This is a genomic window from Psychrobacter sp. TWR1-1-1 (assembly GCF_049895865.1).
Taxonomy (GTDB): Bacteria; Pseudomonadota; Gammaproteobacteria; order Pseudomonadales; family Moraxellaceae; genus Psychrobacter; species Psychrobacter immobilis_A.
In genome coordinates this window covers 208,453-233,188 of record NZ_JAFCTE010000002.1, presented here as the reverse complement: position 1 = coordinate 233,188, position 24,736 = coordinate 208,453, and the positions used below count along the sequence as shown (strand labels likewise).

General features: G+C 43.0%; 21 protein-coding genes, 1 tRNA gene and 1 other RNA gene. 8 read left to right on the top strand and 15 right to left on the bottom strand.

All coding sequences use genetic code 11. The features are described 5' to 3' along the window. Nucleotides 1-51: 51 nt before the first annotated feature. The 9 genes from ACP69U_RS03060 to coaD all read right to left on the bottom strand — a co-directional run bounded on the left by ACP69U_RS03060 (nt 52) and on the right by coaD (nt 6,477). Complete coding sequence (locus ACP69U_RS03060) at nt 52-1,158, bottom strand: capsule biosynthesis protein (RefSeq protein WP_426137784.1); 1,107 nt, start codon at nt 1,156-1,158, stop codon at nt 52-54. Then, entirely contained in the window at nt 1,136-1,807 is a 672-nt protein-coding gene (locus tag ACP69U_RS03055) for an ABC transporter ATP-binding protein (RefSeq protein ID WP_045453663.1), read from the bottom strand. Before ACP69U_RS03055 ends, ACP69U_RS03060 begins: the two co-directional genes overlap by 23 nt. A 40-nt stretch (nt 1,808-1,847) precedes the next feature. Beyond that, nucleotides 1,848-2,660, bottom strand: coding sequence for an ABC transporter permease (locus tag ACP69U_RS03050; protein WP_426137783.1), 813 nt, complete (start codon nt 2,658-2,660; stop codon nt 1,848-1,850). 238 nt (nt 2,661-2,898) lie between these two features. Then, nucleotides 2,899-2,975, bottom strand: a tRNA-Met gene (locus ACP69U_RS03045). Between the two features lie 120 nt (nt 2,976-3,095). Further along, an RNA gene (rnpB, locus tag ACP69U_RS03040) (RNase P RNA component class A) lies at nt 3,096-3,479 on the bottom strand. Between the two features lie 74 nt (nt 3,480-3,553). Next, nucleotides 3,554-4,291 (bottom strand): dethiobiotin synthase, encoded by a 738-nt coding sequence (bioD, locus tag ACP69U_RS03035; RefSeq protein WP_426137782.1) that lies wholly within the window; start codon nt 4,289-4,291, stop codon nt 3,554-3,556. A 2-nt stretch (nt 4,292-4,293) separates the two neighbouring features. Beyond that, nucleotides 4,294-5,604: an adenosylmethionine--8-amino-7-oxononanoate transaminase gene (bioA, locus tag ACP69U_RS03030; RefSeq protein WP_426137781.1), complete on the bottom strand. Its 1,311-nt coding sequence runs from the start codon at nt 5,602-5,604 to the stop codon at nt 4,294-4,296. Between the two features lie 3 nt (nt 5,605-5,607). Continuing rightward, nucleotides 5,608-5,856 (bottom strand): YfhL family 4Fe-4S dicluster ferredoxin, encoded by a 249-nt coding sequence (locus tag ACP69U_RS03025; RefSeq protein ID WP_021814308.1) that lies wholly within the window; start codon nt 5,854-5,856, stop codon nt 5,608-5,610. 102 nt (nt 5,857-5,958) lie between these two features. Beyond that, nucleotides 5,959-6,477, bottom strand: a complete 519-nt coding sequence (coaD, locus tag ACP69U_RS03020) for a pantetheine-phosphate adenylyltransferase (RefSeq protein ID WP_426137780.1) — start codon at nt 6,475-6,477, stop codon at nt 5,959-5,961. A gap of 358 nt (nt 6,478-6,835) precedes the next feature. Here coaD and smpB point away from each other — a divergent pair, with 358 nt between their 5' ends. Further along, nucleotides 6,836-7,312 carry an SsrA-binding protein SmpB gene (gene smpB / locus ACP69U_RS03015; RefSeq protein WP_011512728.1) on the top strand — a complete coding sequence of 159 codons (477 nt, stop codon included), beginning with the start codon at nt 6,836-6,838 and terminating at the stop codon, nt 7,310-7,312. Between the two features lie 131 nt (nt 7,313-7,443). Here smpB and rarD read toward each other — a convergent pair whose 3' ends face one another. Continuing rightward, nucleotides 7,444-8,442, bottom strand: coding sequence for an EamA family transporter RarD (gene rarD / locus ACP69U_RS03010; protein WP_426137779.1), 999 nt, complete (start codon nt 8,440-8,442; stop codon nt 7,444-7,446). A 290-nt stretch (nt 8,443-8,732) separates the two neighbouring features. Between rarD and ACP69U_RS03005 the strand changes: the two genes are divergently transcribed. From ACP69U_RS03005 to ACP69U_RS02980, 6 genes are all read left to right on the top strand, one after another. Continuing rightward, on the top strand, nt 8,733-9,200 hold the full coding sequence (locus ACP69U_RS03005) for an Lrp/AsnC family transcriptional regulator (protein WP_426137778.1): 468 nt from the start codon (nt 8,733-8,735) through the stop codon (nt 9,198-9,200). Nucleotides 9,201-9,342: 142 nt separating this feature from the next. Next, a complete protein-coding gene (locus tag ACP69U_RS03000) occupies nt 9,343-10,101 on the top strand; it encodes a hypothetical protein (protein WP_426137777.1) in 759 nt (252 codons plus the stop codon). Nucleotides 10,102-10,328: 227 nt separating this feature from the next. Beyond that, nucleotides 10,329-12,788 (top strand): YgiQ family radical SAM protein, encoded by a 2,460-nt coding sequence (locus tag ACP69U_RS02995; RefSeq protein WP_426137776.1) that lies wholly within the window; start codon nt 10,329-10,331, stop codon nt 12,786-12,788. 335 nt (nt 12,789-13,123) lie between these two features. Then, the gene (locus tag ACP69U_RS02990; protein WP_045443583.1) at nt 13,124-13,537 is read left to right on the top strand and encodes a hypothetical protein; all 414 of its coding nucleotides are present in this window, start codon (nt 13,124-13,126) and stop codon (nt 13,535-13,537) included. A gap of 239 nt (nt 13,538-13,776) precedes the next feature. Next, nucleotides 13,777-14,340, top strand: coding sequence for a hypothetical protein (locus ACP69U_RS02985; protein WP_238048849.1), 564 nt, complete (start codon nt 13,777-13,779; stop codon nt 14,338-14,340). Between the two features lie 62 nt (nt 14,341-14,402). Beyond that, complete coding sequence (locus ACP69U_RS02980; RefSeq protein ID WP_181209549.1) at nt 14,403-14,957, top strand: REP-associated tyrosine transposase; 555 nt, start codon at nt 14,403-14,405, stop codon at nt 14,955-14,957. Between the two features lie 36 nt (nt 14,958-14,993). Here the strand turns inward: ACP69U_RS02980 and ACP69U_RS02975 are convergent, their stop codons facing one another. From ACP69U_RS02975 to ACP69U_RS02960, 4 genes are all read right to left on the bottom strand, one after another. Next, complete coding sequence (locus tag ACP69U_RS02975) at nt 14,994-16,052, bottom strand: HNH endonuclease (protein ID WP_238048848.1); 1,059 nt, start codon at nt 16,050-16,052, stop codon at nt 14,994-14,996. 3 nt (nt 16,053-16,055) lie between these two features. Next, the gene (ligA, locus tag ACP69U_RS02970; RefSeq protein WP_238048847.1) at nt 16,056-18,143 is read right to left on the bottom strand and encodes an NAD-dependent DNA ligase LigA; all 2,088 of its coding nucleotides are present in this window, start codon (nt 18,141-18,143) and stop codon (nt 16,056-16,058) included. Between the two features lie 292 nt (nt 18,144-18,435). Next, complete coding sequence (locus ACP69U_RS02965; RefSeq protein ID WP_426137775.1) at nt 18,436-19,452, bottom strand: cell division protein ZipA C-terminal FtsZ-binding domain-containing protein; 1,017 nt, start codon at nt 19,450-19,452, stop codon at nt 18,436-18,438. 214 nt (nt 19,453-19,666) lie between these two features. Next, the gene (locus ACP69U_RS02960) at nt 19,667-23,632 is read right to left on the bottom strand and encodes an AAA family ATPase (RefSeq protein WP_426137774.1); all 3,966 of its coding nucleotides are present in this window, start codon (nt 23,630-23,632) and stop codon (nt 19,667-19,669) included. Nucleotides 23,633-23,771: 139 nt separating this feature from the next. Here ACP69U_RS02960 and ACP69U_RS02955 point away from each other — a divergent pair, with 139 nt between their 5' ends. Beyond that, nucleotides 23,772-24,071, top strand: coding sequence for a DUF4298 domain-containing protein (locus tag ACP69U_RS02955; RefSeq protein WP_087813972.1), 300 nt, complete (start codon nt 23,772-23,774; stop codon nt 24,069-24,071). 135 nt (nt 24,072-24,206) lie between these two features. On the opposite strand, the gene ACP69U_RS02950 is transcribed toward ACP69U_RS02955, so the two are convergent. Continuing rightward, complete coding sequence (locus ACP69U_RS02950; protein WP_193013252.1) at nt 24,207-24,734, bottom strand: hypothetical protein; 528 nt, start codon at nt 24,732-24,734, stop codon at nt 24,207-24,209. Nucleotides 24,735-24,736: the final 2 nt, after the last annotated feature.

The following is a 24,736-nucleotide window of genomic DNA, read 5'->3' as shown; positions in this document are numbered from 1 at the left end:
GGTATTCCTTTGCTGATCTATCGATCATTACTGATATCTGGTGTGTTAAAACTAGCTACGATGATCACGGACAACTGCCATCACTAGGCGCACAAATCCATAAAGCATCAAAAGTAATGCTAGCGACGTCCAAATAATATAAGCACGGCGTGGATAAGTTGCTTCTTCAGCCTGATATGGTGTTGAGATAACAATCAAATTCTTCATCTTTTTGAAAGCTTCTAAACGTGCCTTCTCAAGTGAAGATAACGACAATTTATAGAGCTCAGTAGCGAAATCAACATCTGCCTTGATAGTCTCAAACTGTACCGCTTGACGGTTCAACTTGGTGGTATTCGGTGATGTCAGCTTGGTTTGCTCTTGGTTGATTTGCTCTTCGACTGCTTTAATCTGACTTCTTAATGACACTACTTGCGGTGCATCTGGATTTAGATAGCTGAGTAATTGACGCTCTTCGGTACGTAATGAGCTTAATTGCGCTTGCAAACTACCAATCAGCTGATTCACAATTTGAGCATTGGATTGTGGATCGTAAATCTCATTTTCGTTTTGATACTTTAATAGCTGTTCTTTGGCATCATTTAGGCGATCTTGTGATTCATCTAACTGTGTCTCAGCAAATACCAGCTGATCACGAGCCACCTCTTGTGAAATACGGTTGACGAACTGCTCAGACTCATTGAGGATCGTTTTATTCAGCTCAAAAGCATACTTTGGATCAAAGGCTTCTGTCGATACTGACAGCACATAGCTTTGTTCATCAAGATTGATGTGTACACGCTTTTTGAAGTACTCAAGTAACTCTTCTTGTGTGGCATCAGGCTCAATCTCATTGAGCGGATCTGAGCCATCGACATGATACGCTTCGCGGAACTTGAACTTATTATCAAGGCGCTTCACCATATCATTGGATAGAATATACTCGGTCAGATAAGTCGCATCTTCTTTACTGGTACTGTTCACACCCAACAAGGCCGACAGTCCACCGCCAGAAGGCACACTGGTATCACTGACTTGTTTGACCACCACATCAGCCGTCGAAATAAACCGCGGATGAGCAATGGTCATGACATAAAATATCACCAACGCCCAAGGGAGGACCACCAAGCCAATAAACAGCGAGAAGTCAATTATCTTATTTTTTCGCTTTGTGGACATGCTCTTCATATACCTCAATCGCTTCTGTTGTGTCTTCAAAGACGTGTGCTGTTTGATCCATTAGCACAATACCAATATCACAATTACGCTTAATATCACCGATGTTATGCGATACTATTAAAAACCCTGCTTGTTCACGGCGTGCGGCCAAAATCTCTTCACTACGCTTACGAAAAGCCGCATCACCAACAGCGCCTGCCTCATCGAGCATATAATAATCAAAATCGAAGGCCAAGCTTAGGCCAAATGTTAAGCGCGCCTTCATCCCTGATGAATAGCTTTTCACCGGCATATCGAAATAGTTACCGATATCTGCGAACTCCTCAACAAAACGAATTTTTTCGTCAATATAAGGGCCGCTTGAATAGAGACGGCAAACAAAACGAACGTTTTGACGACCAGTCAAACTACCCTGGAAACCGCCAGCTACCCCTACTGGCCAAGAAATCGTCGAATCTGTGATAATTTCTCCGTGATCGGGTTTATCTAGTCCGCAAATAATACGCAGCAAAGTTGATTTACCTGCCCCATTACGACCGAGTAAACCCACACTTTTTTTATCACCAATAGTCAGATTTAGGTCTTTAAATAGATAATGCCGACCCTGTTTGGTCATAAATGACTTAGAAACATTTTTAATTTCAATCATTTGTTTGCCCTAAGTTAAAACTGGTATCACACTTTATGATTTATTTAGAACGTATTAAGTCTCTTTCTACCGCTTTATACATTAGCAGACCCAAAAAATTTACTGCAACCGTCCACTTTAAAAAATACGTTATATCAATATGATAAGCTGGATAATTAGGTGCTAAAGCGTGTCGTATTAACTCAATATTATGGATAAAAGGATTATAGAGTAAATAACTGAAGTATGGCTCTGGAATAATATGAATAGAATACATAATTCCAGAAACGAAATATAAAATGGTGAAAATCAAACTAATAATCTTACTGATTTCACCGCCATAGTAACCTATGACCATCATGATCATAGCTAAACCAAAACCAAATAGAAATAATGTTATCCAACAGAACAGTACTATATGTAATTGTGCAAAACTAATTGGTATGCCAATAAAAGCTAGCATAGCTAATAACAGTACAAAGGTGAAAAAATAGATTATTAATTCTAAAAATGAGCGTGCAATAATGACATCGATATGACGTACTGAACGATACATCAATAGACCTTGATTCCCTTCTACGGCTCCTAAAGCTCGTGTAGCAATAGTACTCATCATGCGAAAAGGGACTAAACCTGCTACCAGGAACAACTTATAGTCCATCCCTGGTAAAACTCTAGCCATTATGGTACCAAAAATTATTAAATAAATGCCAACTTGAAAAAGTATTTCTAGCGGCGCCCAAAGATAGCCCAAGCGATAACCACCAAAGCGCGTTTGTAGCTCACGCATCAGCAAAGCATGGAATGCTGCACCCATGACTTTTAGACCACTGCGGTGCTTAATAGGACGATAAGGAGGTAGTTGTACAGACATGGCGTTACAGGACTTTACCGAAAACAGCCCCTATGATAAGTAAGCGGGACATAAGTTACAACAATTAATCTGTACCTAAACAGATAAAGCTATGATTTAGCAAGAAATCAGTAGGTAATTATTATGTTTTATGGTGCCCATTGAGCCATTCACCATATTCTTAAATAATTTATTTCAGGCAAAAAAAAACCAATCAAATAGTGATTGGTTTTTTTAATATTACAGGTATTGCTAAAAATGGTGGCGATGAAGAGACTTGAACTCTTGACCTCACGATTATGAGTCATGCGCTCTAACCAGCTGAGCTACATCGCCATTTTAGGATGCAAATTTTACCCAAGATGTTGACTGTCGTCAACCCCTATAAGGGCATTTTTTTGCAAAAAAGATGAATTTTATTCAAATTAGCTGCATTTTTATTACGAACAATAAAAAAGGTTTGGTAAACCGATAAGCCGGGTTCTGTCGTGGACAATCATTCCTCTAGGCGCACAATCGCTCGTACGCTCAAGCAACCTACCCGCATCGAACGCGGGCCGCGCCATGCCGATGCCTATTTGGTCTTGCTACGCGTGGAGTTTACCATGCCGTGAACTGTTGCCAGCCACGCGGTGCGCTCTTACCGCACCCTTTCACCCTTACCGATGACATGAATATCTTGCGATACTCATATAAGCCAAAGGCGGTCTACTCTCTGCTGCACTGGTCGTCAAGTTACCCTGCCCAGCCGTTAGCTGGCACGCTGCCCTATGTAGCCCGGACTTTCCTCCCCTGCTCAGTCTGTTGCCAGTGTGCAGCGGCGATTGCCTAGTCTACCAAGCGCGCTAGTATAGCAAACTTATGGCAGAGTGCGAACGTCTTTTGAATTTATTTTTAGTAGCAGTACAAATAGGTTAAATAAAGTCTATTGGTAAGCCTAAATGGTGATCTTTTAACAGGTTATCAGTGGCAAATATTGCATTTTTCAAATCGGGTAGCTGTAGCCAATGCGCCATTGGATAATGCTGTGCTAGATAGTTTTGTAGAAAATCAATTGTGCTATTTGCAATCTCAGCATCCGTCTGAGCAGCATTATCATGAATATGGTTATAAATAACACTATGTACAGATAACCCACGTACTTTTATTGCCTCTAAACTCAGTAACGTGTGATTGATGCTACCAAGCCGACCTGAGGTGACCAAAACAACCGGATAACCTTGAGCAGCAATATAATCTAAAGTTAATAGTTGCTCAGTTATTGGCACGAGCAATCCACCAGCACCTTCTAGTAATACCAAGTCATACGTAGCTTGTAATCGTTTGGTGGCACTAGTGATCAGTTTAGGATCTAGCACTTCTCCTGATAATCGAGTCGCTAAGTGCGGTGATGCAGGCTTTTCATAGCGATGAACGCAAGTGGTAAAATCAAGATCACATGGCTGTAGAGGAATAGCCATGAGTTGACGATGCGCTATGATATCGTCAGCAATGCCCATCTCGCCATTGAGTGGATTAATCGCCACGCCCGTTTGCACCAGCTTTTGAGTGATGACGTTGACGCCTTGCTGCATGAGTGCCTTTGCAATCATACCCGTCGCATAAGTTTTGCCGATGTCAGTATCGATACCAGAGATAAAGAGAACGCTCATCATTAACCCTTTTGCGTTAAATAAATACTGACCACTTTTAATAACGCTTGGCAAAGGGTAGCAAGTTCGTCATCTGCAATCACATAAGGCGGCATGATATAAACCAGTTTCCCAAATGGTCTGACCCAAATACCATTCTCAATCAATAAAGCCTGAAAGATAGGCATCTCAACAGCGTCATGTAACTCAATGACTGCGACCGCACCCAAACAACGTACCTCAGCAACACCTTCTAGCAGCGCAGCTGGCGCTAGCTGCTGCTCCATAGTCCGTTGCATATTTGCAGTACGTGCTTCAATATCATAGGAGAGTATTAAATCAATTGAGGCACAAGCGACGGCACAAGCCAGCGGATTGCCCATAAAGGTCGGACCGTGCATCAGTGCCGGATAATCACTTTGGCTAATGGTATCGGCAATTTTTCGAGTGCATAAAGTCGCCGCAAAAGTCATATAACCGCCAGTTAATGCCTTGCCAATCGTCATGATATCAGGACTGATACTCGCATGCTCACAAGCGAATAATTTGCCACTACGCCCAAAACCAGTCGCGATTTCATCGGCAATTAGTACTACTTTGTATTTATCACAAAATTTGCGAAGCAGCTGCAAATACTGAGGACTATAAAAGCGCATCCCACCTGCGCCTTGAATAATCGGCTCGATAATAAAACCGGCGAGCTGATCGCTATTTTTATCAAAGAAATCTGTTAATTCATCATATTCAGACTGGCTAATATCACGTTCAAAGCCTAGTGGCGGAGCTGGCACAAAATGCTGCATAGGTAATTGCTTGCCATAGAGACTATGCATGCCATTGATAGGGTCGCAGACACTCATCGCATGCCACGTATCACCATAATAACCTGAATGGGTCGAGGCAAATTGGCACTTTTGCGGACGCTTAGCAGCAATTTGATATTGCAATGCCATTTTTAAAGCCACCTCTACCGCAATGCTACCACTATCCGCATAAAATATGGCATCCAGTCCAGTAGGAACGATTGCAAGCAGCTTTTTGCCCAAATCTATTGCGGGTTGATGGGTCAAACCACCAAACATGACATGCGCCATTTTACCCAATTGTTCAATCATCGCTGCATTCAGTTTGGGATGGTTATAGCCATGGACGCTTGCCCACCACGATGACATCCCATCAATCAGACGCGTGCCATCTTGCGTGACGATATAAATACCATCAGCGTGATCAATCACAATATTAGGATAAGTCGGCGGTAGACTAGCATAAGGATGCCAGAGATGTTGCTGGTCAAAGTCGTTCGTTGATTTCGTAGATGAGAGTGATTCTGTCATATTTTATTGACCAGTAATGCGTTTATATTTTGACAACAAATCGCTTTCGGTTTCGACATGATTGGGATCATGAGGAATACAATCGACAGGGCAAATGACTACGCATTGCGGCTCATCAAAATGACCGACGCATTCGGTGCATAAATCAGGGTCAATCACATAAATGTCATCGCCCTCTGAGATGGCTTCGTTTGGGCAGGCAGGCTCGCACACATCGCAGTTGATGCATTCATCAGTAATTAATAACGCCATAGACTGCTCCTTATATTTTTCTTATAGCACTTGTATCGTTGGCTTTGACGATTTCGATGCGTTTAAATGTTCGACACATCTTCATTTTCAGCAGGTATTTTGCTATCTAAGATTGAGTTTTTCAGCAAAAGCTTGTGACACACATGGCGGGACAAATTTAGTCACATCACCACCGAGTTTGGCGATTTCTCGAATCATCGTCGAGGAGATGAATGAGTAATTCTGCGATGGCGTCAAAAACACCGCTTCAAAGTTTTCATCAAGCTCACGGTTCATATTGGCCAGCTGAAATTCATATTCGAAATCTGACATCGCACGCAGACCTCGTAAGACAGCAGTGGCATTTTTTTCACGCATAAAGTCAACGAGTAGACCTTCAAAACTCACGACCGATACTTGCGGTAAGTCAGCAAATACCGTCTCGACTAAGGCGACGCGCTCCTCAAAATTAAATAAAGGCTTTTTGTGATGTCCTGAAGCAACCGCAATAACGACCTCATCAAACAGTTTGGTGGCGCGTGTGACCAAGTCTACATGACCATTGGTAATAGGATCAAAGGTACCAGGATATAAAATTCTGGTGTGCAGCTTTGAGGAGTTAGCAGAAGTAGAGTGGCTCATAGCGTGGCTAATAGGGTCAGTAATAGTAGGCTATATGCTAGCAAATTTTGCTCAAACTTAATACTTATCGTCGATGCATTTGTAAATAGTTACCGCCTTAACCTCACTTAATGTACTCAGTCTTCTGTTTGCGCCCGATTGCTGTGTACCCACCTTAAATGACTTCGACTATATTGGCTACATTTGTCCTAATAGCCGACTTACATTTTTGTTAGAGGCTTTGCTACAATAGGCGGTTCGACTCATCCATTTTATAAACCAAATAAAAGACAATGCCATTTATTGAGTTAGGATGAGGAATCAGTAGGACTAGTCAGATAAGGAATTTGTATTTGTAGGCAGTCCTTATGGAGAAATTATGTCAAAAAAATCAAAAAAACCAGAGAATCAAATTTGTGCCAATAAAAAAGCTCGACACGAGTATTTTATTGAAGAAACGTTTGAAGCAGGATTGTCGTTACAAGGTTGGGAAGTAAAAGCCATTCGCGCGGGCAAAATGACCATTACCGAAGCTTATATTATCTTTCGTAATAATGAGGCATTCCTGTTTGGCGCGCATATCCAGCCGCTACTATCCAGCTCGACGCATGTCAGTCCTGATAGTATCCGTACCCGTAAACTGCTGCTCAATCGCCGCGAAATAGAAAAGTTAATGGGTGCAGTCAACCAAAAAGGCTATGCCTGCGTGCCATTATCCTGCTATTGGAAAAACTCGTTGGTGAAATGTCAAATTGGCTTGGCACTGGGTAAAAAACAGCACGACAAACGTAAAACGCTTAAAGACCGTGATTGGGAACGTGATAAGCAGCGTGGCTTTAAGAAGGATTTAGATTAAAGCCATCTTTCAACAGATTGGTGTTAATCTTAAAAAAATGGACGATTCAGCATAGTGTTGAATCGTCCGTTTTTATTTGTTCAATCAAGGTTACTTATTAATTTTCAAATAGCTGGCGCAATCTTTGTCGTTTACGATTGTTGATGAGCGCGGCGCAACTGCCTAACCCCATGGGCGATTAAAAAGACAATTCCTAACCAAATCAAACCATAGCTATAAATCATCGCCGATTCAAACGGGTTGCCTAATACGGTGATTGCCAATATGAATAATAAAGCAGGCTCCAAATAGCTCATCATGCCATAGACGTTGACTGGTAGCATCTGACTGGCATCAACATTGGTTTTCATCGCAAGCACGCTCATGACACCAAGTCCCGCCAGCATCAGGATAAAAAAGCCAGAACCACTTACCACGCTCAAACTGCTGCTCGGCGCGAATAAAAACAAATAAACCAATGCAAATGGCGCGAATATCGTTAAATCAACCAATAACCCAGTCACCGCGCCAATCCCTTGCAGACGACGCAAAATATAATACAGCGGATACGTGCCGCAGACCCAAAGCGTTGCCCAAGAGACACTTTGCGTACGGATAATTTCACTGCCGACTCCTAATGCGGCAAAGCCAACCGCCAACCATTGCAGACGGCTTAACTTTTCGCCAAAAAAGACGCAGCCAAATATAACCATCATCAGTGGAAATAAAAAATAACCCATCGCGGTTTGTACACCTTGCCCATTCACGGGTGCCCACATAAATAACCAAAACTGGCTTAAGAATATCGGTGTGGGCAATAGCAACCACGCCCACTGCTTAACTGTGCCTAGCGCTTTGAGTTTATCGATGTGAAAACCTAAGCGCCCACTGATCAGCAAATATCCCACCAATGCCGCCCACATTGCCAGCATCCGCCAGATAAAGACTTGCGTACCTGATAGCGGCGCTAAAAAGCTGCTGTAAGCGTAAAGTACGCCAAATAATAAATTCGACAAGATTGCTAGTATGACGCCCAATATTAATGTGCGTTGCTGGGCGCTACCCGCTGTCCAAATCGCTGGTAATGGCAAGCGTGAGACAGTCGTTGCAAGCGTATTTGCGAAGACAGTAGAGAGCATTGAAGTAGACATAAAAGCACCGTAAGTTTACATAGATATTAGAAAACCAGCTACGAGCTTTTACTTGTTAGGGTTAAGCTTTGGTTGCTAGGCTTTAATTGCTAAGTTTTGATTGTTAAACCTTGATTAATAGCGTCTATTTTATTCAGTAGCAGTGAGATATTATTGCTATAAAACTTTATTTATGAATAAATTTAGCTTTTATAACCTTTAAAAATAAATATTTTCTTAAATTTTGACTTATAGTGATAATAATTATAAAAAATCCAGTGAATGAAATGCTTTCTAAAAGAGAGAACACCATGAGCCAAGTTTTAGATGATATCGATAAAGCGATTTTAAATTTATTACAAGACGATGCGACCTTGCCATTAAAAACGGTGGCAGAACAAGTGTATGTGTCTATCGCTACTGCCCAGCGCCGTATTCAAGCATTAATCAGCAACGGTGTCATTACCAAGCAAGTCGCTATCGTTGACCCAAATAAGGTGGGTTACGGACTCACTGCTGTGGTAATGATAGAGATGGCACGCTCAAATACCTCGATGCAACATCGGTTTGAGCGCTTGATGAATACACAGCCACAGGTGATGAGCTGTTATGAGGTGTCTGGTGATGCGGATTTTATGTTGATGGTCAATGCCAAAAATATGAGCGATTACCATCGATTCACGACTGGTTTGCTCACCTATGAGAATAATGTGCGCAACTTTAAAAGCCAATTTGTGATGAACTTTACTAAAAGTGGCACAAAGATTTTGCTCGATTAATTTGATTATGAAAACTGCTTGGCTGTTTAATTAAAAGTAGATAAGTCGCGGTCAAACAAGGTACGATATCAACGAAAGTTTGGCAGTAAATAATAGATGCCGCACCAGTAGTCCATCGCCTAGTAGACAAGGAAGCCTTACCATGACTAAAAACACCTGTACCATTAGAAAAGAAGAAAGTAATAATCCAGTACTAAAAGCATTAAGCTTTAAGACAGTGATATCAGTGGCGTCCCTTGCGGCATTGCTCGCCAGCTCAGGCTGTGCCACTAGCTCATTATTAGACAGTGACAATCGAGTCAGCAAAACGACAACTAAAAGTGTGTTGTCTGAAGATCAAATCGTAGCTTTTGGTCGCCCTGCACAGGCATTACCAAAAATGCCAAATGCGACCATGGTTATCGTTGGCGAAAAGAACAGCTATGTGCTGACCCAAGGTGGGACAGAGATGGTGGGTTTATTAACCAACTTAACGCCAAAAAATATCCAAGTCGATAATGAGATGAACTTTTATGTGCCCAATAACGATGGCTACTTTCAGGGTGAAATGAAGCTGTCTTATGCCAAACTAAAAGATGAATTTAAACGTTCTGACTATCAGTTCTTTTTGCAAAACAACGGCAAAGAATGTACCTCAGCCAGTGACCAACGTATCAATGCTCAGCGCTTTTGCTTTAGCGTTCCTGTCAAAGGCGCTATTTATCCGCAAGTGAGTAATCTCAGCTTAATCCAATCCAATTATCGCCCTTTAACTAAGCCTTATACGGTGAGCTTTTATACCCAAAGTCAGCAAAATCAAGTGTCTCGTAGTGGCGCCAATACAGCTCAGAAGCTGGTTTTATTGCCCTTTGCGTTAGCTTTTGACGTAGTTACTTTCCCATTTCAATTATTAGAGCAGTAAATCCTTACTATAAACGATGATTTGGAATAAAGATGTGCTTAGTTTCTACAAGCCTTTTTATTCATAGATTACTTAAACTATCAATAACTTATCGTCAATCCTTTGTCATCGTTTATCACATCATGAGCGTAATTCATGTTAAAATGAGCGCTTTTAAATTAGCCGTTAATATTTTTAATGAATAACGGCTTTTTTTAGTGCCATTTTTCTAATTAACAGGTCCGCTCATGTCTGCCGATACCATCGCCCGCACCGCCTTTAAACAAGGCACCAAACCACTTTACGACTACGACAAACATTGGGCAAGCTGTTACGAGCCAGCGCCTTATTTGCCTATGAGCCGCAAAGAGATGGACGATTTGGGCTGGGATGCCTGTGATGTCATCATTATTTCAGGCGATGCGTATGTCGATCATCCAAGCTTTGGTATGGCGATTATCGGTCGTCTACTAGAGTCACAAGGCTTTCGCGTGGGTATCATTGCTCAACCAGATTGGAAGAGCAAAGATGCCTTTATGGAGTTGGGCAAACCTGTCTATGCTTATGGCGTGACCGCAGGCAACATGGACAGCATGATCAACCGTTATACCGCCGATCGCAAGATTCGTAGCGATGATGCGTACTCGCCGGGCAACGTGGCAAATAAACGCCCTGATCGCGCCGCTATCGTCTATAGCCAGCGCTGCCGCGAAGCTTATCCTGATGTGCCAATTATCTTAGGCGGTATCGAAGGTAGCTTACGCCGTATCGCTCATTATGATTACTGGTCGGATAAAGTCCGCCGCAGTATCTTGATGGATGCCCGTGCCGATGTTTTATTGTACGGTAATGCTGAGCGCGCCATCGTCGATGTGGTACATGGTCTGTCTAAAGGCTATAGCTTTGAGCAGATGAGCAAATTGCGCGGTACCTCATATCTATTGACGCCAACGCGCCGCCATTGGCAAGACGATATGACTGAAGTTGCTAGTAATGACGTCGATACCGTGGGCCGTGTTGACCCGATTATCAATCCGTATGTGATGACCGAAGACGTGGATCAATGCTCAATCGAGCAAGACAAACCCAGCGATTCACCAGTTGGGCAAGCGCTCTCAGGAATGGCTTCACAGTATCCGGGCTTTGTTTCTGAACCAGTTGCGAATAAAATTCTAAATGCTGAGCAAGTTGACGAAGAAACGCAAGTGGTGCAAATGCGTGGTTTTGACAAGCCAATGACGGCGCGTAAGCATAAAATAAAAATGCCACCACGTGAAAAGACAGTCATTCGTCTGCCTGATTATGAGCACGTCAAATCTGACCCTGTGTTGTACGCTCATGCCAGCCGTATCTTACATCTTGAGACCAATCCGGGTAATGCCCGTGCCCTCGTGCAACGTCATAGTAGCGGCGCTGGTAACTCACACACCTCCATCGATGTCTGGCTCAATCCACCACCGATTCCGCTCTCGACCGAAGAGATGGATTACGTATTTGACTTGCCGTACGCACGCCTACCGCATCCAAGCTATGGCGATGCACGCATCCCTGCTTATGACATGATTAAATTCTCTGTCAATATCATGCGCGGCTGTTTTGGTGGTTGTACGTTTTGCTCGATCACTGAGCACGAAGGACGCATTATCCAAAACCGCTCGGAAGAATCTATCCTACGAGAAGTCGAAGCCATTCGTGATACCGCACCTAACTACACTGGCGTTATCTCTGACCTTGGCGGGCCAACGGCCAATATGTATCGTCTGAGCTGTAAAGACGAGACCATTGAAAAAAATTGCCGTAAGCCATCTTGTGTCTATCCTGACGTCTGCGAAAACCTAATTACCGATCACAGTAATTTGACCAAACTATATCGCAAAGCCCGTGATATCAAAGGCGTGAAAAAGATTCTTATCGCCTCTGGCTTGCGCTATGACTTGGCGGTGAAAGACCCTGAATACGTCAAAGAATTGGTCAGCCATCATGTCGGTGGTTATCTAAAAATTGCACCTGAACATTCAGAAGAAAACGTCTTATCGAAAATGATGAAGCCGGGCATGGGCAGCTATGATAAATTCAAAGCCATGTTTGAGCAGTACAGCCAAGAAGCGGGCAAAGAGCAATATCTAATTCCTTACTTTATCGCCGCGCATCCGGGCACGAAAGATGAGGATATGATGAACCTTGCGCTGTGGCTAAAAAGCCATGGCTACCGCGCTGACCAAGTACAAGCGTTTTATCCTAGCCCGATGGCGACAGCGACCACCATGTATCATACGCATAAAGATCCACTGCATAAGATCAGCCGTGATGAAGGTGACATGGATATCGTCAAATCTGGTAAACAGCGCAAATTGCATAAAGCGTTCTTGCGCTATCATGATCCAAAAAACTGGGTACTGCTGCGTAAAGCGCTACAAGATATGGGTCGTGGCGATTTGATTGGTAAAAACCGTGGCTGCTTAATCCCGCCGTTCAACGCCAGTTTAGAAGGGCGAGATGCGGCACAAGACAGCTATCAATCAGCGCGTAAAAAGAACAGCCGCTTGGGTAATGATTCGGTGAAGCGTAATAATAATTCGTCAACCAATGGCGCATCCGCTAAAGGCGCTACGGGTCAAAACACGGTCAGCAAAAACACCAAAAAGCGCGTGAGTAAAGGCAATTTCCAAACCCAGCATACTGGTTTGCCACCGCGTAAAACCAAGTAGTTAAAGCTCTTTATCTCAGTGATAAATATAGATACTTAAATGAGTGGCAAACACTTATTTAAGCTCATCAAAAAAGCGTCTATCGGTCAAAAGATCGATAGGCGCTTTTTTATTTGAAGCAGCTTATTTTTAATAAATGCATAATCAAAGCCTAAACACCAATCAAAACGCGCCAAATGATGCGTTACATTAGTCAGTGATTAAGTAACTTAATGAACACGTAACAAACAATTTCTAACATTCTTCGAGCGCTGTTTTCGTTACCATATGCGCTATATGCTTAACGCATTATTAAAAATAAATACATTATGATTTTTATATCTTTGGAGAATGCCATGAACACCCTAACTAAATTTGCTGTTGCGCTACCTACCCTTGCCTTATTAAGTGCTTGTGCGACCACGGCTCCTACTACGCCAAATGCATCAAACACGCCTGCATCAGAAAGCGTCACCGATGCCGCTTATGATCGTATGGCACCAGCACCTTATACCTGTACTGACGACAGCACCATCATGGCTAAACAATCTATCAATAAAAAACAAGTGATGCTCAATGCGACCTTGCCTAAAGTAAAATGGGCTGAGCAACCAATCATCTTAAATGGTGATGTACAAGGTGATACTGCAAGCTACGTTAATGAGTCAAATCCAGAAGCTGTCTATGCATGGCACATGAAAGGCGATAAAGGTATTTTTGCCATCAAATGGGCAAACGGTAAAGAATATCAAGTAAACTGCCAAATCTAGTTAGCTAGCTATAAACAGCCTGCCAGTTTTAAAAAACCAGCGACATATACAAGACAGTCATCATAGGATGGCTGTTTTTTTTGCGTATTGATTGAACAATATTGCATTGAATATCTGTATAAAAACTGACATCAAAACCACAGATTCAGGTCAAGCATTGGTGAGAATGAACGGTTTGCTGCTTTTGTCTAGAGAAGCATCAAGAAACCTGTCAAAATAGCACTGATAGGACATTGTCTATGATTAATAATACTAAGGATACGTCGATGGCTAAGCGCTTAATGAATATGATAATCATCGCTACTGCCAGCATGTGGGCACTGGCTGGCTGCGACAACAATGCTGAAACGGCCGCTCAAGCTTCTGAGCCAGCAGTGGCGACCGCAGACTCCTCAACGACAGCCACTAAGACTATCGACTGGGCTGTCATGGCGAGCGGTGAGAAGCCCGCTGACCCTGCCAATTATCAATATCCGTTTGCGCTTGATAGCCAAAATGTGCTCGACTACGCAGAGTATTTCAAGGTAGATAATGCCACTGCTCAACACAACCTCACTATCAGTATGGCAAGTAATGAGGCACTATCCAAAGCCTTGGATCAGCTCAGTGAAAGCTATGTCTCGCATGAGCTAACCGATGGCAATGAGATGAAACTTGTCATTCATACCACGCCTGATATCGCTGCCAGTAGCTATGATTATGTGCTGTCTGATGACTTTGCGAAAGGGTTGGTATTGCCTATCGTGATACAGCCAGATGGTAAAAAAGGTGAAGCGAAGGCACATGGAGAGGTAGTGGAGTAATTTAATTTGTAGGGTGCGCCCTGCGCACCTATAGAGTATTAAAATTCATACGGTAAATATAAATGTCACAATACATTCGTTCATACACGAAAGGTGCTACCTACTTTTTTACTTTGGTGTCATACGATCGAAGAAAAATACTGTGTGAAGATGACTTCTTAAAAGCCTTTAAAAAAAGCATCAAACAAGTTCAACAACAATATCCTTTTAAAATCATTGCATGGGTACAACTACCCGACCATCTACACTGTATTTGGAAAATGCCTACTGACGATGCTAATTATAGTATGCGTTGGTCGCAGATAAAACGATTAACCACCCAAGCCTGTCCGCAATATCATTTACCAATAGATGTGTTAAGCCGTTCAAAAATTAAAAGAAGCGAAAGAGGTATTTGGCAACGTCGATTTTATGAACATGAAATAAAAGACGAAGCAGACTTCATAAGGCATATGGATTATTTGCACTATAATCCTGTTAAGCATGGGTTAGTTAAAAATGTAGTAGACTGGCCATATTCGAGCTTTCATCGTTATGTGAAGCAAGGTGTTTATGCGGAAGACTGGGGTAATGAGTCAATTGGTTTTTCAGAGAGTTTTTCAGATAAATTAGAGTAGTTTTTTTCTAGGTGCGCTGGGCGCACCCTACGCTAACTAATCAAAAACAGTAATTGAATGATATCCAAAATTTAACGGATACTCTGATACAACCTTCTCTCTTCCATTCAAGTCTTCTATCTCCCTCCAAAAGCTCCCATAAGGTTTAGGAGTTAACTTCAAAGATATCTCCTTTTTATTTATCGCTTTTTTAATATCCTTATCACAATACATAGGTATTTCAAAAATAGTATTTCCAAAACAGATGGTTCCTACATATTCAAAAAAATCTTCTTCTAACACTTCATTTTCAGATGTATCTTTACTTCTATGTAAAATACTTACATAAGGAGAGCTTAAGTTATTGTAAGGCATAAATGTAGAAACTACTTTTATAGGTATTTGATCTGAAATCTTATCCAACTTATCATCTATTAAAAAATTTCTAACAACCTCAAAGTACATTCTATGCTCTCTAGGTAGTAAGCCATATAAAACCTTCATAAGCCCTTTATAAACATTTATAGGAGTATGTTTTGCTATTTCACAAACGTAAGTAAACTCTTTATTCTTAAAGTTTAAATCTAAATTATCATTAATTGGTATAATATAACTACCTTTTTCTTCTGAAAACTCAAACCCCTTTTTTCCATTCTTGGAGTAAGAACTAATATACTTTCTCGTTTTGCCTTTTATTTTACTAAATACTCTGCGAGGTCTTAAATATTCACTAAGCTCTCTCTCTATAGTGTTGCCAAATTCTGAGTTGCACTGATCACACTCATCGTAATGTAATAAATACTTATTCCCTAAAAACTCTGGGATTACATGTGGTTTATTTTTAAAACTGACATCAGGTTCACTTTTTAAGCAAAATGCACATTTTTTAACACTTCCTTCAAAAGGATAAATATAAGTATCTCTATCTAGGCTAAGATAATCCCTATTGTCAAATATGGAAACATACTCTTCCATATTTTCTGCAATTTTTTTAGAAAGTCTTTTATGGCTCAGTCTATCACTAACTTTGTGCTTACTCTCACTATAAGTTATTGGATAAGAAACCTCGGCATAATTAGCATATAGTTTCTTATATTTACTTATATCAGCATCCATACCCTACTCCCCAACCATCGCCAAAAACTCTTCCTCACCCACTATCTTAACGCCCAATTTTTCCGCTTTGGTGAGCTTCGAGCCAGCTTTATCCCCTGCCAGTAGCGCAGTGGTTTTTGCAGAGATACTGCCTGAGACTTTTGCCCCTAGTGCTTGCAGCTTGGCTTTGGCTTCATCACGCGCCATGCTATCGAGCGCGCCAGTGATGACCCACGTTTGCCCATCGAGCGGCAATCCTTCTGATGCTACTTGCTCGACTTTATCCCAATGCACACCTGCTTCACGTAATGCAGTAATGACTTCGATATTGTGCGGTGCGCGGAAAAATTTATAAGCAAGCTCGGCAGTAATAGCGCCAACATCAGGCGTTTGTAGGAGCTTATCGATATCAGCAGCCATTAGGCTATCAAGGTCGCCAAATTGCTGTGCCAAATTCTGCGCCGTGGTCTCACCAACGCCGCGAATACCCAGCGCATAAATAAAGCGCGCGAGTGTTGTATGCTTACTGGCTTCGATAGCGCTGAGGATGTTCTGTACTGATTTTTCGCCCAGTTTCTCAAGCGTAATCAGCTCGTCTTGATGATTGTGCAATTGATAGATATCAGCGACTGTCTTCACCAAGCCATGCTCAAAAAAGTTAATCAGCCAACTTGCGCCTAAGCCATCGATATCCATTGCCCGACGCGAGACAAAGTGGATGAGCGCCTCGACCTGCTGCGCGGGACAAAATAGCCCACCAGTGCAACGCGCTAACGCTTCATCTTTGGGCAATACCACAGGCGAGTCACACACTGGGCAGGTCGATGGCAGCTGTACCGGTTCAGAATTTTCTGGACGCTGATCTGTCCAAACACGAGTCACTTTAGGAATCACATCACCTGCACGATGGACGCTGACCATATCACCTGCGCGCACATCTAGACGCTGAATCTCGCCAAAGTTATGCAAGGTGACATTGCTGACCGTGACGCCGCCGACTTTCACGGGTTCTAATTTACCAACGGGCGTAATGGCGCCAGTGCGTCCGACTTGCCACTCGATAGCATGCAAGCGGGTCATGACAGTTTCGGCAGGGAATTTATAAGCGGTTGCCCAGCGCGGCTCACGCGATAAAAACCCAAGCTGCTGCTGCAATGCCAAGCTATTGACCTTGATGACCATGCCATCAATCTCAAACGGTAGCTCGCCGCGTGTTTCCTTTACCGATTCATAATAGGCTTGAGCCTCGCGTGGATTTTGTACCACCTCGACTGCACTGATGGTAAAGCCAATGGTCTTTAGCCATGCAAGCGCTGCTGATTGGGTTTTGATATGCTCAGGTAAACCTTGATTGACTGAATAACAGTAAAATGCGAGCGGACGGCTAGCAGCAATGGCGGGATCTAGCTGACGCAAACTTCCAGCAGCGGCATTGCGTGGATTGGCAAAAGTTTTGTCGCCCTTTTCTTCAGCAAGGCGATTCAAACGCTCAAAACCCGCTTTCGGCATCAGCACCTCACCGCGCACTTCCAATAATGGAATCTCGCTTGCAGCCGCGAGCCAAAGTGGCAAATTGCGAATGGTTTTGGCATTTTGAGTGATGTCCTCGCCCGTTTGCCCATCACCGCGTGTCACCGCTTGGACAAACTTGCCATGAGCGTATTTGAGTGACACCGCCAAGCCATCGAGCTTTAGCTCCATCTCGTATTCAGGGTTTTGCTGTGCATCGTTGAGGCGATCATTCACGCGGCGCATAAAGCCATGTAATTCATCATAATCAAAGACATTGCCAAGCGAGAGCATGGGAATATCATGAGTGACTTGGGTAAAAGCCGATAGCGGCATGTCGCCAACTTGGTTAATCGGGCTATCTGGCTGCACCAAATCCGGATATTGTTCTTCAAGCGCCAATAAAGAGCGACGCAACTGATCGTATTCGCTGTCTTCTAAAATAGGATTATCAAGCACATAGTAGGCATAATTGTGCTGCTTAAGCGCATCGATAAACGTGCGCATCTGGGTGACGATAGCATCATCATTTTTTATAGGGTTAGTAGTATTGATGTCTTTATTAATGTCTTTAGAGGTAAGTGGTGAGATAGGGTCAGTCATAGTCGGCGTCTTTTATTTGCAATTCAAGATGCCGATATGATAACAAGTTTGTAGGATGCTCGGATATAGTCGTTCCTATATAAATTAGATACTGTGTCAGGCTCGCTCAGTCTACTATGTGTAGTACTTTCACTCACCTTCCTTGTATCTAAATTATCTTGAACCGACTCTAGCATTTTGCAGAAACTAAAGCCCATTAAAAAAGGCAAATAACGTCAATCGCTATTTGCCTTTTTTAATACTGCTAATATGAATCAGCTTTTATTGATCAACCTGTATTCATACATTAAAACTAACCTTCATAATCGCGGACTTGATTACGCAATTGCTGCTTGTATTCAGGGGTGATTGGTTCGTTCTCTTCATCGAGCATAATGGCGTCCAAATCACTTGCCATCATATAAGCGATGCTCATCATACTATCGAAGCTACGCAGCGCTTGTGGATGCGGCAAAGATAAGAATACTACCACGCCATTATAAGTATTGGTCGCCACGCTATGCGGATCAAAAGGCGCGATGCCACTATCAGTGATACCCATCATGCTAAACCATAGCATACCGGTGCCGTCTTTTTGCTCATAACGATGGAACATATTCATCGCGCCATAGCGCAGACCATACTTATCAATTAATGCCAATAAATCACGTCCACGGATAATCGCGGCTGGGCGGTCGCGATATTGATGCGGCAAGATAGTGATATTAATGTTGTCTTTGGCATTGATGAGTGGACCGTTTTGCGCTTCATCCACTGGCTCTGATAAATGCTGATCGAGTATCGGACTGTTATTATCGAAGCTTGGCTCGTCTGCGGTATCAATAGAGGGCATCAAGCTGTCAGTTGCAGACATCAAGCTTGAAAACGCATCCTGCTCTTGCTCGATATGCATCTGCTCAGCGGCTTCTGCAAACTCGCTGTTGTCAGCACGCTGCTGCTCTGCTTGCCAGCGCACATAGTCAGCATCATCTATTGTGCCAGTATCGCTGTCATTAACATCCGCATGCCCAGCTGTCAGCTGCGTATCAACATGGGTATGAGGTTGAGTCAAAGGCTCGTTTTCGACCACCGCATTTAGATAACTGCGATCAGGGGCGATACTTGTTTCGCCAGCGACTGTATCGTCTAAGTCTGGCTGATCGACGATATTGCGTTCATGGCGCGGTATGATAGGAATACCGTTTTTATCATAATTGACCGCTACCGCTTCAGCATTATTGCGGCGCTTAAAGCTACGAATGACCATAAATAGCCCTGCAAGCATGATAAATGCGGCAATGGCAATCAATATAAACTGAATAGCGGTCATAAGAGATACATCCTAATATATGACAAAAGGGAATACATAAGAGGGAATAAATGGCAATAGTCTAGCATGGCTAATGAATATCGTCACCATATAGTCATCGTTTACCGTGAGGCTGACACACTTGCGTGACGTTGTAATATTGGCACATCATTTCTAACTATACCACTGACAACTGCTACCAGTTATCAATTATTTTTGCTATTTAGCGCTGCTCTTAATCAGAAAGGTAAAGCGCTGCCTCATCGAGTGACACACTGACCAAGGTAGAAATCCCTGCGCTTGGCATGGTCACGCCTTTTAACTCATCGGCAATCTGCATCGTTAATTTATTATGGCTGATAAAGATAAACTGCAAATCGTCTGCTAATTCATGAATGAGACTGGTAAAGCGGGCGACGTTGGCGTCATCAAGTGGTGCATCCACTTCATCTAGCACACAAAATGGCGCGGGATGCTGCTTAAATATCGCAAAAATCAAACTCAGTGCAGTAAGCGTCTTCTCACCGCCTGAAAGCACAGCGAGGCGGCTATTACGTTTGCCCTTTGGCTGTGCCATCAAGGTTAGCCCTGCCCGCCACTGTTCTGATTTTGGCGCACTAACAGGCATATCATCCGTATTGAGCGTTAAACTGGCCTGCCCGCCACCAAACACTTTGGCAAATAAATTGGCAAGCTCAATATTGACGGCATCGAGCGTCTGCATAAATAGCGTCTTGGTGGTCTCATTAATCGAAGCAATCGCCTCCGTTAACGTCTGCATACTCGCAGCAATATCGGCGGTCTGCTGCGAGAGTGGTTGTAGGCGCTCATTAACTTCTGCCAACTCTGCCACGGCAGCGAGATTGACCGCGCCAATTTTACTTAGCTGCTGCTCAATCTTACTATGCTCAGCCTCAAGCTCAGTGATTTTATCTGGGCGCACGCGGCGATCATGAGCGATAAAATCTGCCAATAAGTTTGAAACGCTCATCACTTGTTGCTGATGCTGTGGGTGCTGCGCTATGTCCGATTGTGCTTTATATTTATGACTCAACTTATAATAAGCATCTAGCGCTTCTTGCGTATGGCTACTAGCATCCTCTAATTTTGCAGCGCTTAATGCCAACTTGGTCGAGTGATTGGCAAGCGCATTTTGCTGGGTTTGCAGTGTGTTTTGCAAGGTATCTAGCTCAACCTGCTGCTGATTGTATTCTTGCTTGAGCACCGTTAATGCGGTCTCGCGCCCTGTTGATATAGCCTGCTGCTCATCGCGCGCGGTCTGTGCTATTTGCAATGCAGCTTGCAGTGCTGGCAGCCTATTTTGCTGCTGCTCATGACGCGTCTTTAGATTTTGCTCGCTTTGTAGCGACTTATCAAATTGCGCATTTGCCCGAGTAAGACTACTGACACTGTGTTCTAAACGCATTTCGCTCTGTTGAATACGAAGTTGCAAGGCTTGCCAAGCGTCATCATCTGCTTGACGGGTACGACTTAGCTCACTGCGCTCAGCTTGTAATTGCTGAGTTGCCGCACGAGCATCGGCGATTTGTGGCGTTAGCGCTGCTATTTTGTTTTGGATATCTTGCTGCTCATGATTGAGCGATTGTTGTTCCTGCACCAGCTCTTGTTGCTCTTGCTCGAGGGCTGCTTTATCAGCATTGAGACGTTGGCTGTCCGCTTGCAAACGTTCAGCGTTGGCGCGCTCGGTAGTGAGCTTTTGCTGATATTGATGTTTATCGCGAGTTAATTGCTCAGCTTGCGCGCGCGTTTCTTCTAAGCTAACTGTTAATGCATCATAGTTACGCTGGTCTTTTGTAATCGCTTTTTTCTGCGCTTCTATTTTGTTCTCAAAATCATCGAGCAAGTCTTCTAACGCTTGCAAACGGCTGCGCTGCTGCAAACGCTGGGTTAAAAATTGACTGTTGCTGTTATTGCTACCATTTTGTCCATCTTGCGCACCAGCAAATTTGCTTAAATTCATCGTACCCTGACGACTGATAAGCCAGCCGTCAGTCGTGAGTAAAATAGCTGACGATGGCAATGCTTTTAAAATCTCAGCAAGCGCTTCTAACGTTTGCCTATTATCTGTCTCAGGCTGTGTAATATATAAATAGCACTGCTGCCAAAGCGCTAAGTTCGGTGCGCTAATCAGCTGTGATAAAGGCAATATTGCTTCAACCAAGTTATCTGGCAAATCGCTGATAAATGGCGTTGAATCTGTACCATTTGTCTGAGCAGATAGCCACAAGCTGTGACCTGTCTCTAATAGGGTTTTATCGTTTGCACTAGCAGCCGTGTTTCGTGCCGTTTGATAAGTAAACAGATTGGCAAAGTCATGCTCAAGCACCTGCCATAAACTGTGCGGTTTCTCAGAGTCATCGCTCGCGTTATCAACATTTAGTTGATAAGTTTGGTTAGAAACCAGCACATGGCTGTCTAACCATAATGCCAACACACTATCAAGTAGCTCTGCATGCTGCTGCCCTTTTGCGCTTAACTCAATCTGATCACGTAAAGTTGTAATGGTCAATTGGCTATAGTCGCTGACTATTTTGCTTTCTAAATCACTTTTAACATCAGCAGTTTTTGCATGAACGAGTGGTTGCGATTTTGATGTCGGCTTAGAATACAAAATCTGATGCAAAGTATCGTACTCGCCTGCCAATACGGCGTGGCGCTTCTCACTCTCGCTAAGCTCACGCTGCTGCGTGTGTAATTGCTGCTGTAAATCCTGCGCTTGCGGTTGTAGCTCAGACATTCGCTCATCGACGCTGTCTTGTTGGCGTTCAATCTGATGCAATTGTTTGTTTAGCTCGGCAACTTGCGCCACTAATGTCTGCTGCAAATTATTCGTATCAGAATTATCTTGCAAACCAGCACTTGCAACTGGTGATAGCGACTGTTGGAGTTGCTGCCATAAATGCTGCCAATTTTGCTGACGGCGCTGCCATTTTTCATGGTTTTGCTGATGGCGTTTTTGTGCTTGGTTATTAATGGCTTGCTGTTGTTCTAGCATGCGAGCTTCATCCTGCAAGCGTGATAGCTGATTTTGCGCGTCATGGTAGGCGCGCTGTAATGGTTGCTCGTTGCGTTTATGCGCTTTACGTTTATTCATTAATTCATTGAGCTTAGGACGCAATCCTTCTAGCACAGTCTGCTGCTCGGCTTGCTCAGCCTTTAAGCGATTTATCTCATCGACTGCTTGCTGACGTTGTTGATCCAAGCTGGCTAGTTGCTGCTCAATAACGGTTAGCTGCGACTTTGCATCACTTAGCTGGTGCTCAGCTTGTTGATAGCTTAGCTGCTGCTGATAATGGCTGCTTTGGGCATCGTCTTTTAGCCACTGTTCTTGATTGATATGGGCAGCAAGCTTATCTTGTTTGGCTTTTAGAGCCTCATAGCTGGCTTGTAATGTGGCGACCTCACTAGCGCTACGCTCATGAGCTATTTTTTGCTGCTGCTGATTATGCTTAGCTTGATACAGTTGCTGAATGGCAAGTTGCTGCTTGATATCAGCAAGTGTTAACGCTAGCTCTTCGTAACGCTGAGCGCTTTCTGCTTGCCTAGATAAGCGTTTTTGTTGGCTAATCAGCTCGCTTTGCATATCATGCAGACGTGCTAAATTATCTTTAGTTTTCTCTAACTTTTTTTGCGTTTCTTCGCGGCGCGCTTGATAACGCGAAACCCCAGCCGCCTCTTCGATAAACTCTCGTAGCTGCATAGGGCTAGATTCAACAATTCGCCCAATCATACCTTGTTCGATAACCGCATAACTGCGCGCGCCAAGCCCAGTTCCCAAGAACACATCAACTACATCACGGCGACGGCAGCGCGTGCCATTGATAAAGTAGTCTGAGCGTCCCTCTTTATTTACCTGTCGGCGGACTGACAGCTCTTGATAGAGATTGAATTCATGGCGAATACCCGTCTGTTCATCTTGCGTATGCTCAAAAGTAAGCTCGACACTGGCAACACTTTTGGCAGATTTATCTTGCGTGCCGGCAAAGATGACATCACTCATTGCTCCGCCACGTAACTGCTTGGCAGAGGTCTCGCCCAGCACCCAGCGAATGGCATCAATCACGTTGGATTTGCCACAGCCGTTCGGCCCGACAATGGCGGTGATACCATGACGGAAGGTAAAAGTCGTTGGATTGGCAAAGGATTTAAAGCCTGCCAATTTTAAAGATTTTAAACGCATGAATAATCAATAAACTTAGCGAAAACAGGCGGCTATTCTACCTGAAATTGTGACGAGTTTTTAGAGTTTGTGAGGAATGCTATAATATGGCTGAAAATCTATATAATTCATCTAAACACTAAAAATTAAGAGCATTAATATGACTGATTATAATCCGCAAGAATTGCAACAAAAATATGAAGAATGGTGCAAACTGCATCGCCAGCAACTCGAAGCGCAGCAGCAGTTCTTAAAAGCTGAAGCCTTGCAAAATGAGTTGAAAGATTACTACCTAGACCCTCAATGGATGACAGATCGTGAAGCGGATCTGCCAATTGAACATTCAGGTGATGAATACTCTATCTTTAGTGAAGATGCGCTGTGGAATATGCTCAGCGACCATGATGAGCTAGCGAGAAAATGGATGCGTTTGGGGCTAGATGCGATTGATAAGAAGTAGGCTTTCTTTAAATTGATAAAGGCATTTTAGCTTCCCAATTCTAAATAACCTAAACTCATAAATTCTTAATAAAGCTAACGAAAATAGGTAGTTATTTCATCTGAAATTGGGATGGGGTTTAGGATCTGTGGATTGTTAAGTATAGTCTGACTTATATTTTTGAATCTCACTATATAATTCAATATACCTTTCATCAAACTTTACTTTTAGCGACTCCAGATTATCTGAATTATTATTTGTAGAGTTATGATGGCGATTATACTGTGATACGAACAACGGATTTGCTACTTCTAAGAACCTCTTGCATTCATCAACTAATTTAGGAAAGTAGAGCACAGTAATTACCTCTATCTGTCCACCTTTCTCAATAAACTCATTGATATTAATTTGCCTTGTTCCTTGCTGCTGTACATTTAACTCTAATGATCTTAAGATCATAGAAAAATCAATAAGCCTAAACACCAAATCTTCATACTTTTGTCTTAGGAAAATTTGTCGCTCATATTTATGTTCGGAGTCTTGTTTTACAAGATCATGATCGTGGTCAGAGTTCTGTTTTTTAGTATCCTGCTTATACCTTTGAACATTCAAAAAATAATTTGCTACGAATGAAACTCCTCCTCCAGTTATCACACCGATAACACCAGCTATTAATGCGTCCACTC

What these genes read in the sequence shown, in the direction of transcription:
- ACP69U_RS03025 (WP_021814308.1), bottom strand. Translation starts at nt 5,856, where the DNA reads ATGGCGTTATTAATTACTGATGAATGCATCAACTGCGATGTGTGCGAG.
- ACP69U_RS02960 (WP_426137774.1), bottom strand. Translation starts at nt 23,632, where the DNA reads ATGCGTTTAAAATCTTTAAAATTGGCAGGCTTTAAATCCTTTGCCAAT.
- ACP69U_RS03050 (WP_426137783.1), bottom strand. Translation starts at nt 2,660, where the DNA reads ATGTCTGTACAACTACCTCCTTATCGTCCTATTAAGCACCGCAGTGGT.
- ACP69U_RS02965 (WP_426137775.1), bottom strand. Translation starts at nt 19,452, where the DNA reads ATGACCGCTATTCAGTTTATATTGATTGCCATTGCCGCATTTATCATG.
- ACP69U_RS03005 (WP_426137778.1), top strand. Translation starts at nt 8,733, where the DNA reads ATGAGCCAAGTTTTAGATGATATCGATAAAGCGATTTTAAATTTATTA.
- ACP69U_RS02955 (WP_087813972.1), top strand. Translation starts at nt 23,772, where the DNA reads ATGACTGATTATAATCCGCAAGAATTGCAACAAAAATATGAAGAATGG.
- bioD (WP_426137782.1), bottom strand. Translation starts at nt 4,291, where the DNA reads ATGAGCGTTCTCTTTATCTCTGGTATCGATACTGACATCGGCAAAACT.
- ACP69U_RS02985 (WP_238048849.1), top strand. Translation starts at nt 13,777, where the DNA reads ATGATTAATAATACTAAGGATACGTCGATGGCTAAGCGCTTAATGAAT.
- ACP69U_RS02990 (WP_045443583.1), top strand. Translation starts at nt 13,124, where the DNA reads ATGAACACCCTAACTAAATTTGCTGTTGCGCTACCTACCCTTGCCTTA.
- smpB (WP_011512728.1), top strand. Translation starts at nt 6,836, where the DNA reads ATGTCAAAAAAATCAAAAAAACCAGAGAATCAAATTTGTGCCAATAAA.
- rarD (WP_426137779.1), bottom strand. Translation starts at nt 8,442, where the DNA reads ATGTCTACTTCAATGCTCTCTACTGTCTTCGCAAATACGCTTGCAACG.
- ACP69U_RS02980 (WP_181209549.1), top strand. Translation starts at nt 14,403, where the DNA reads ATGTCACAATACATTCGTTCATACACGAAAGGTGCTACCTACTTTTTT.
- bioA (WP_426137781.1), bottom strand. Translation starts at nt 5,604, where the DNA reads ATGACAGAATCACTCTCATCTACGAAATCAACGAACGACTTTGACCAG.
- ACP69U_RS03000 (WP_426137777.1), top strand. Translation starts at nt 9,343, where the DNA reads ATGACTAAAAACACCTGTACCATTAGAAAAGAAGAAAGTAATAATCCA.
- ACP69U_RS03060 (WP_426137784.1), bottom strand. Translation starts at nt 1,158, where the DNA reads ATGTCCACAAAGCGAAAAAATAAGATAATTGACTTCTCGCTGTTTATT.
- coaD (WP_426137780.1), bottom strand. Translation starts at nt 6,477, where the DNA reads ATGAGCCACTCTACTTCTGCTAACTCCTCAAAGCTGCACACCAGAATT.
- ACP69U_RS02975 (WP_238048848.1), bottom strand. Translation starts at nt 16,052, where the DNA reads ATGGATGCTGATATAAGTAAATATAAGAAACTATATGCTAATTATGCC.
- ligA (WP_238048847.1), bottom strand. Translation starts at nt 18,143, where the DNA reads ATGACTGACCCTATCTCACCACTTACCTCTAAAGACATTAATAAAGAC.
- ACP69U_RS02995 (WP_426137776.1), top strand. Translation starts at nt 10,329, where the DNA reads ATGTCTGCCGATACCATCGCCCGCACCGCCTTTAAACAAGGCACCAAA.
- ACP69U_RS03055 (WP_045453663.1), bottom strand. Translation starts at nt 1,807, where the DNA reads ATGATTGAAATTAAAAATGTTTCTAAGTCATTTATGACCAAACAGGGT.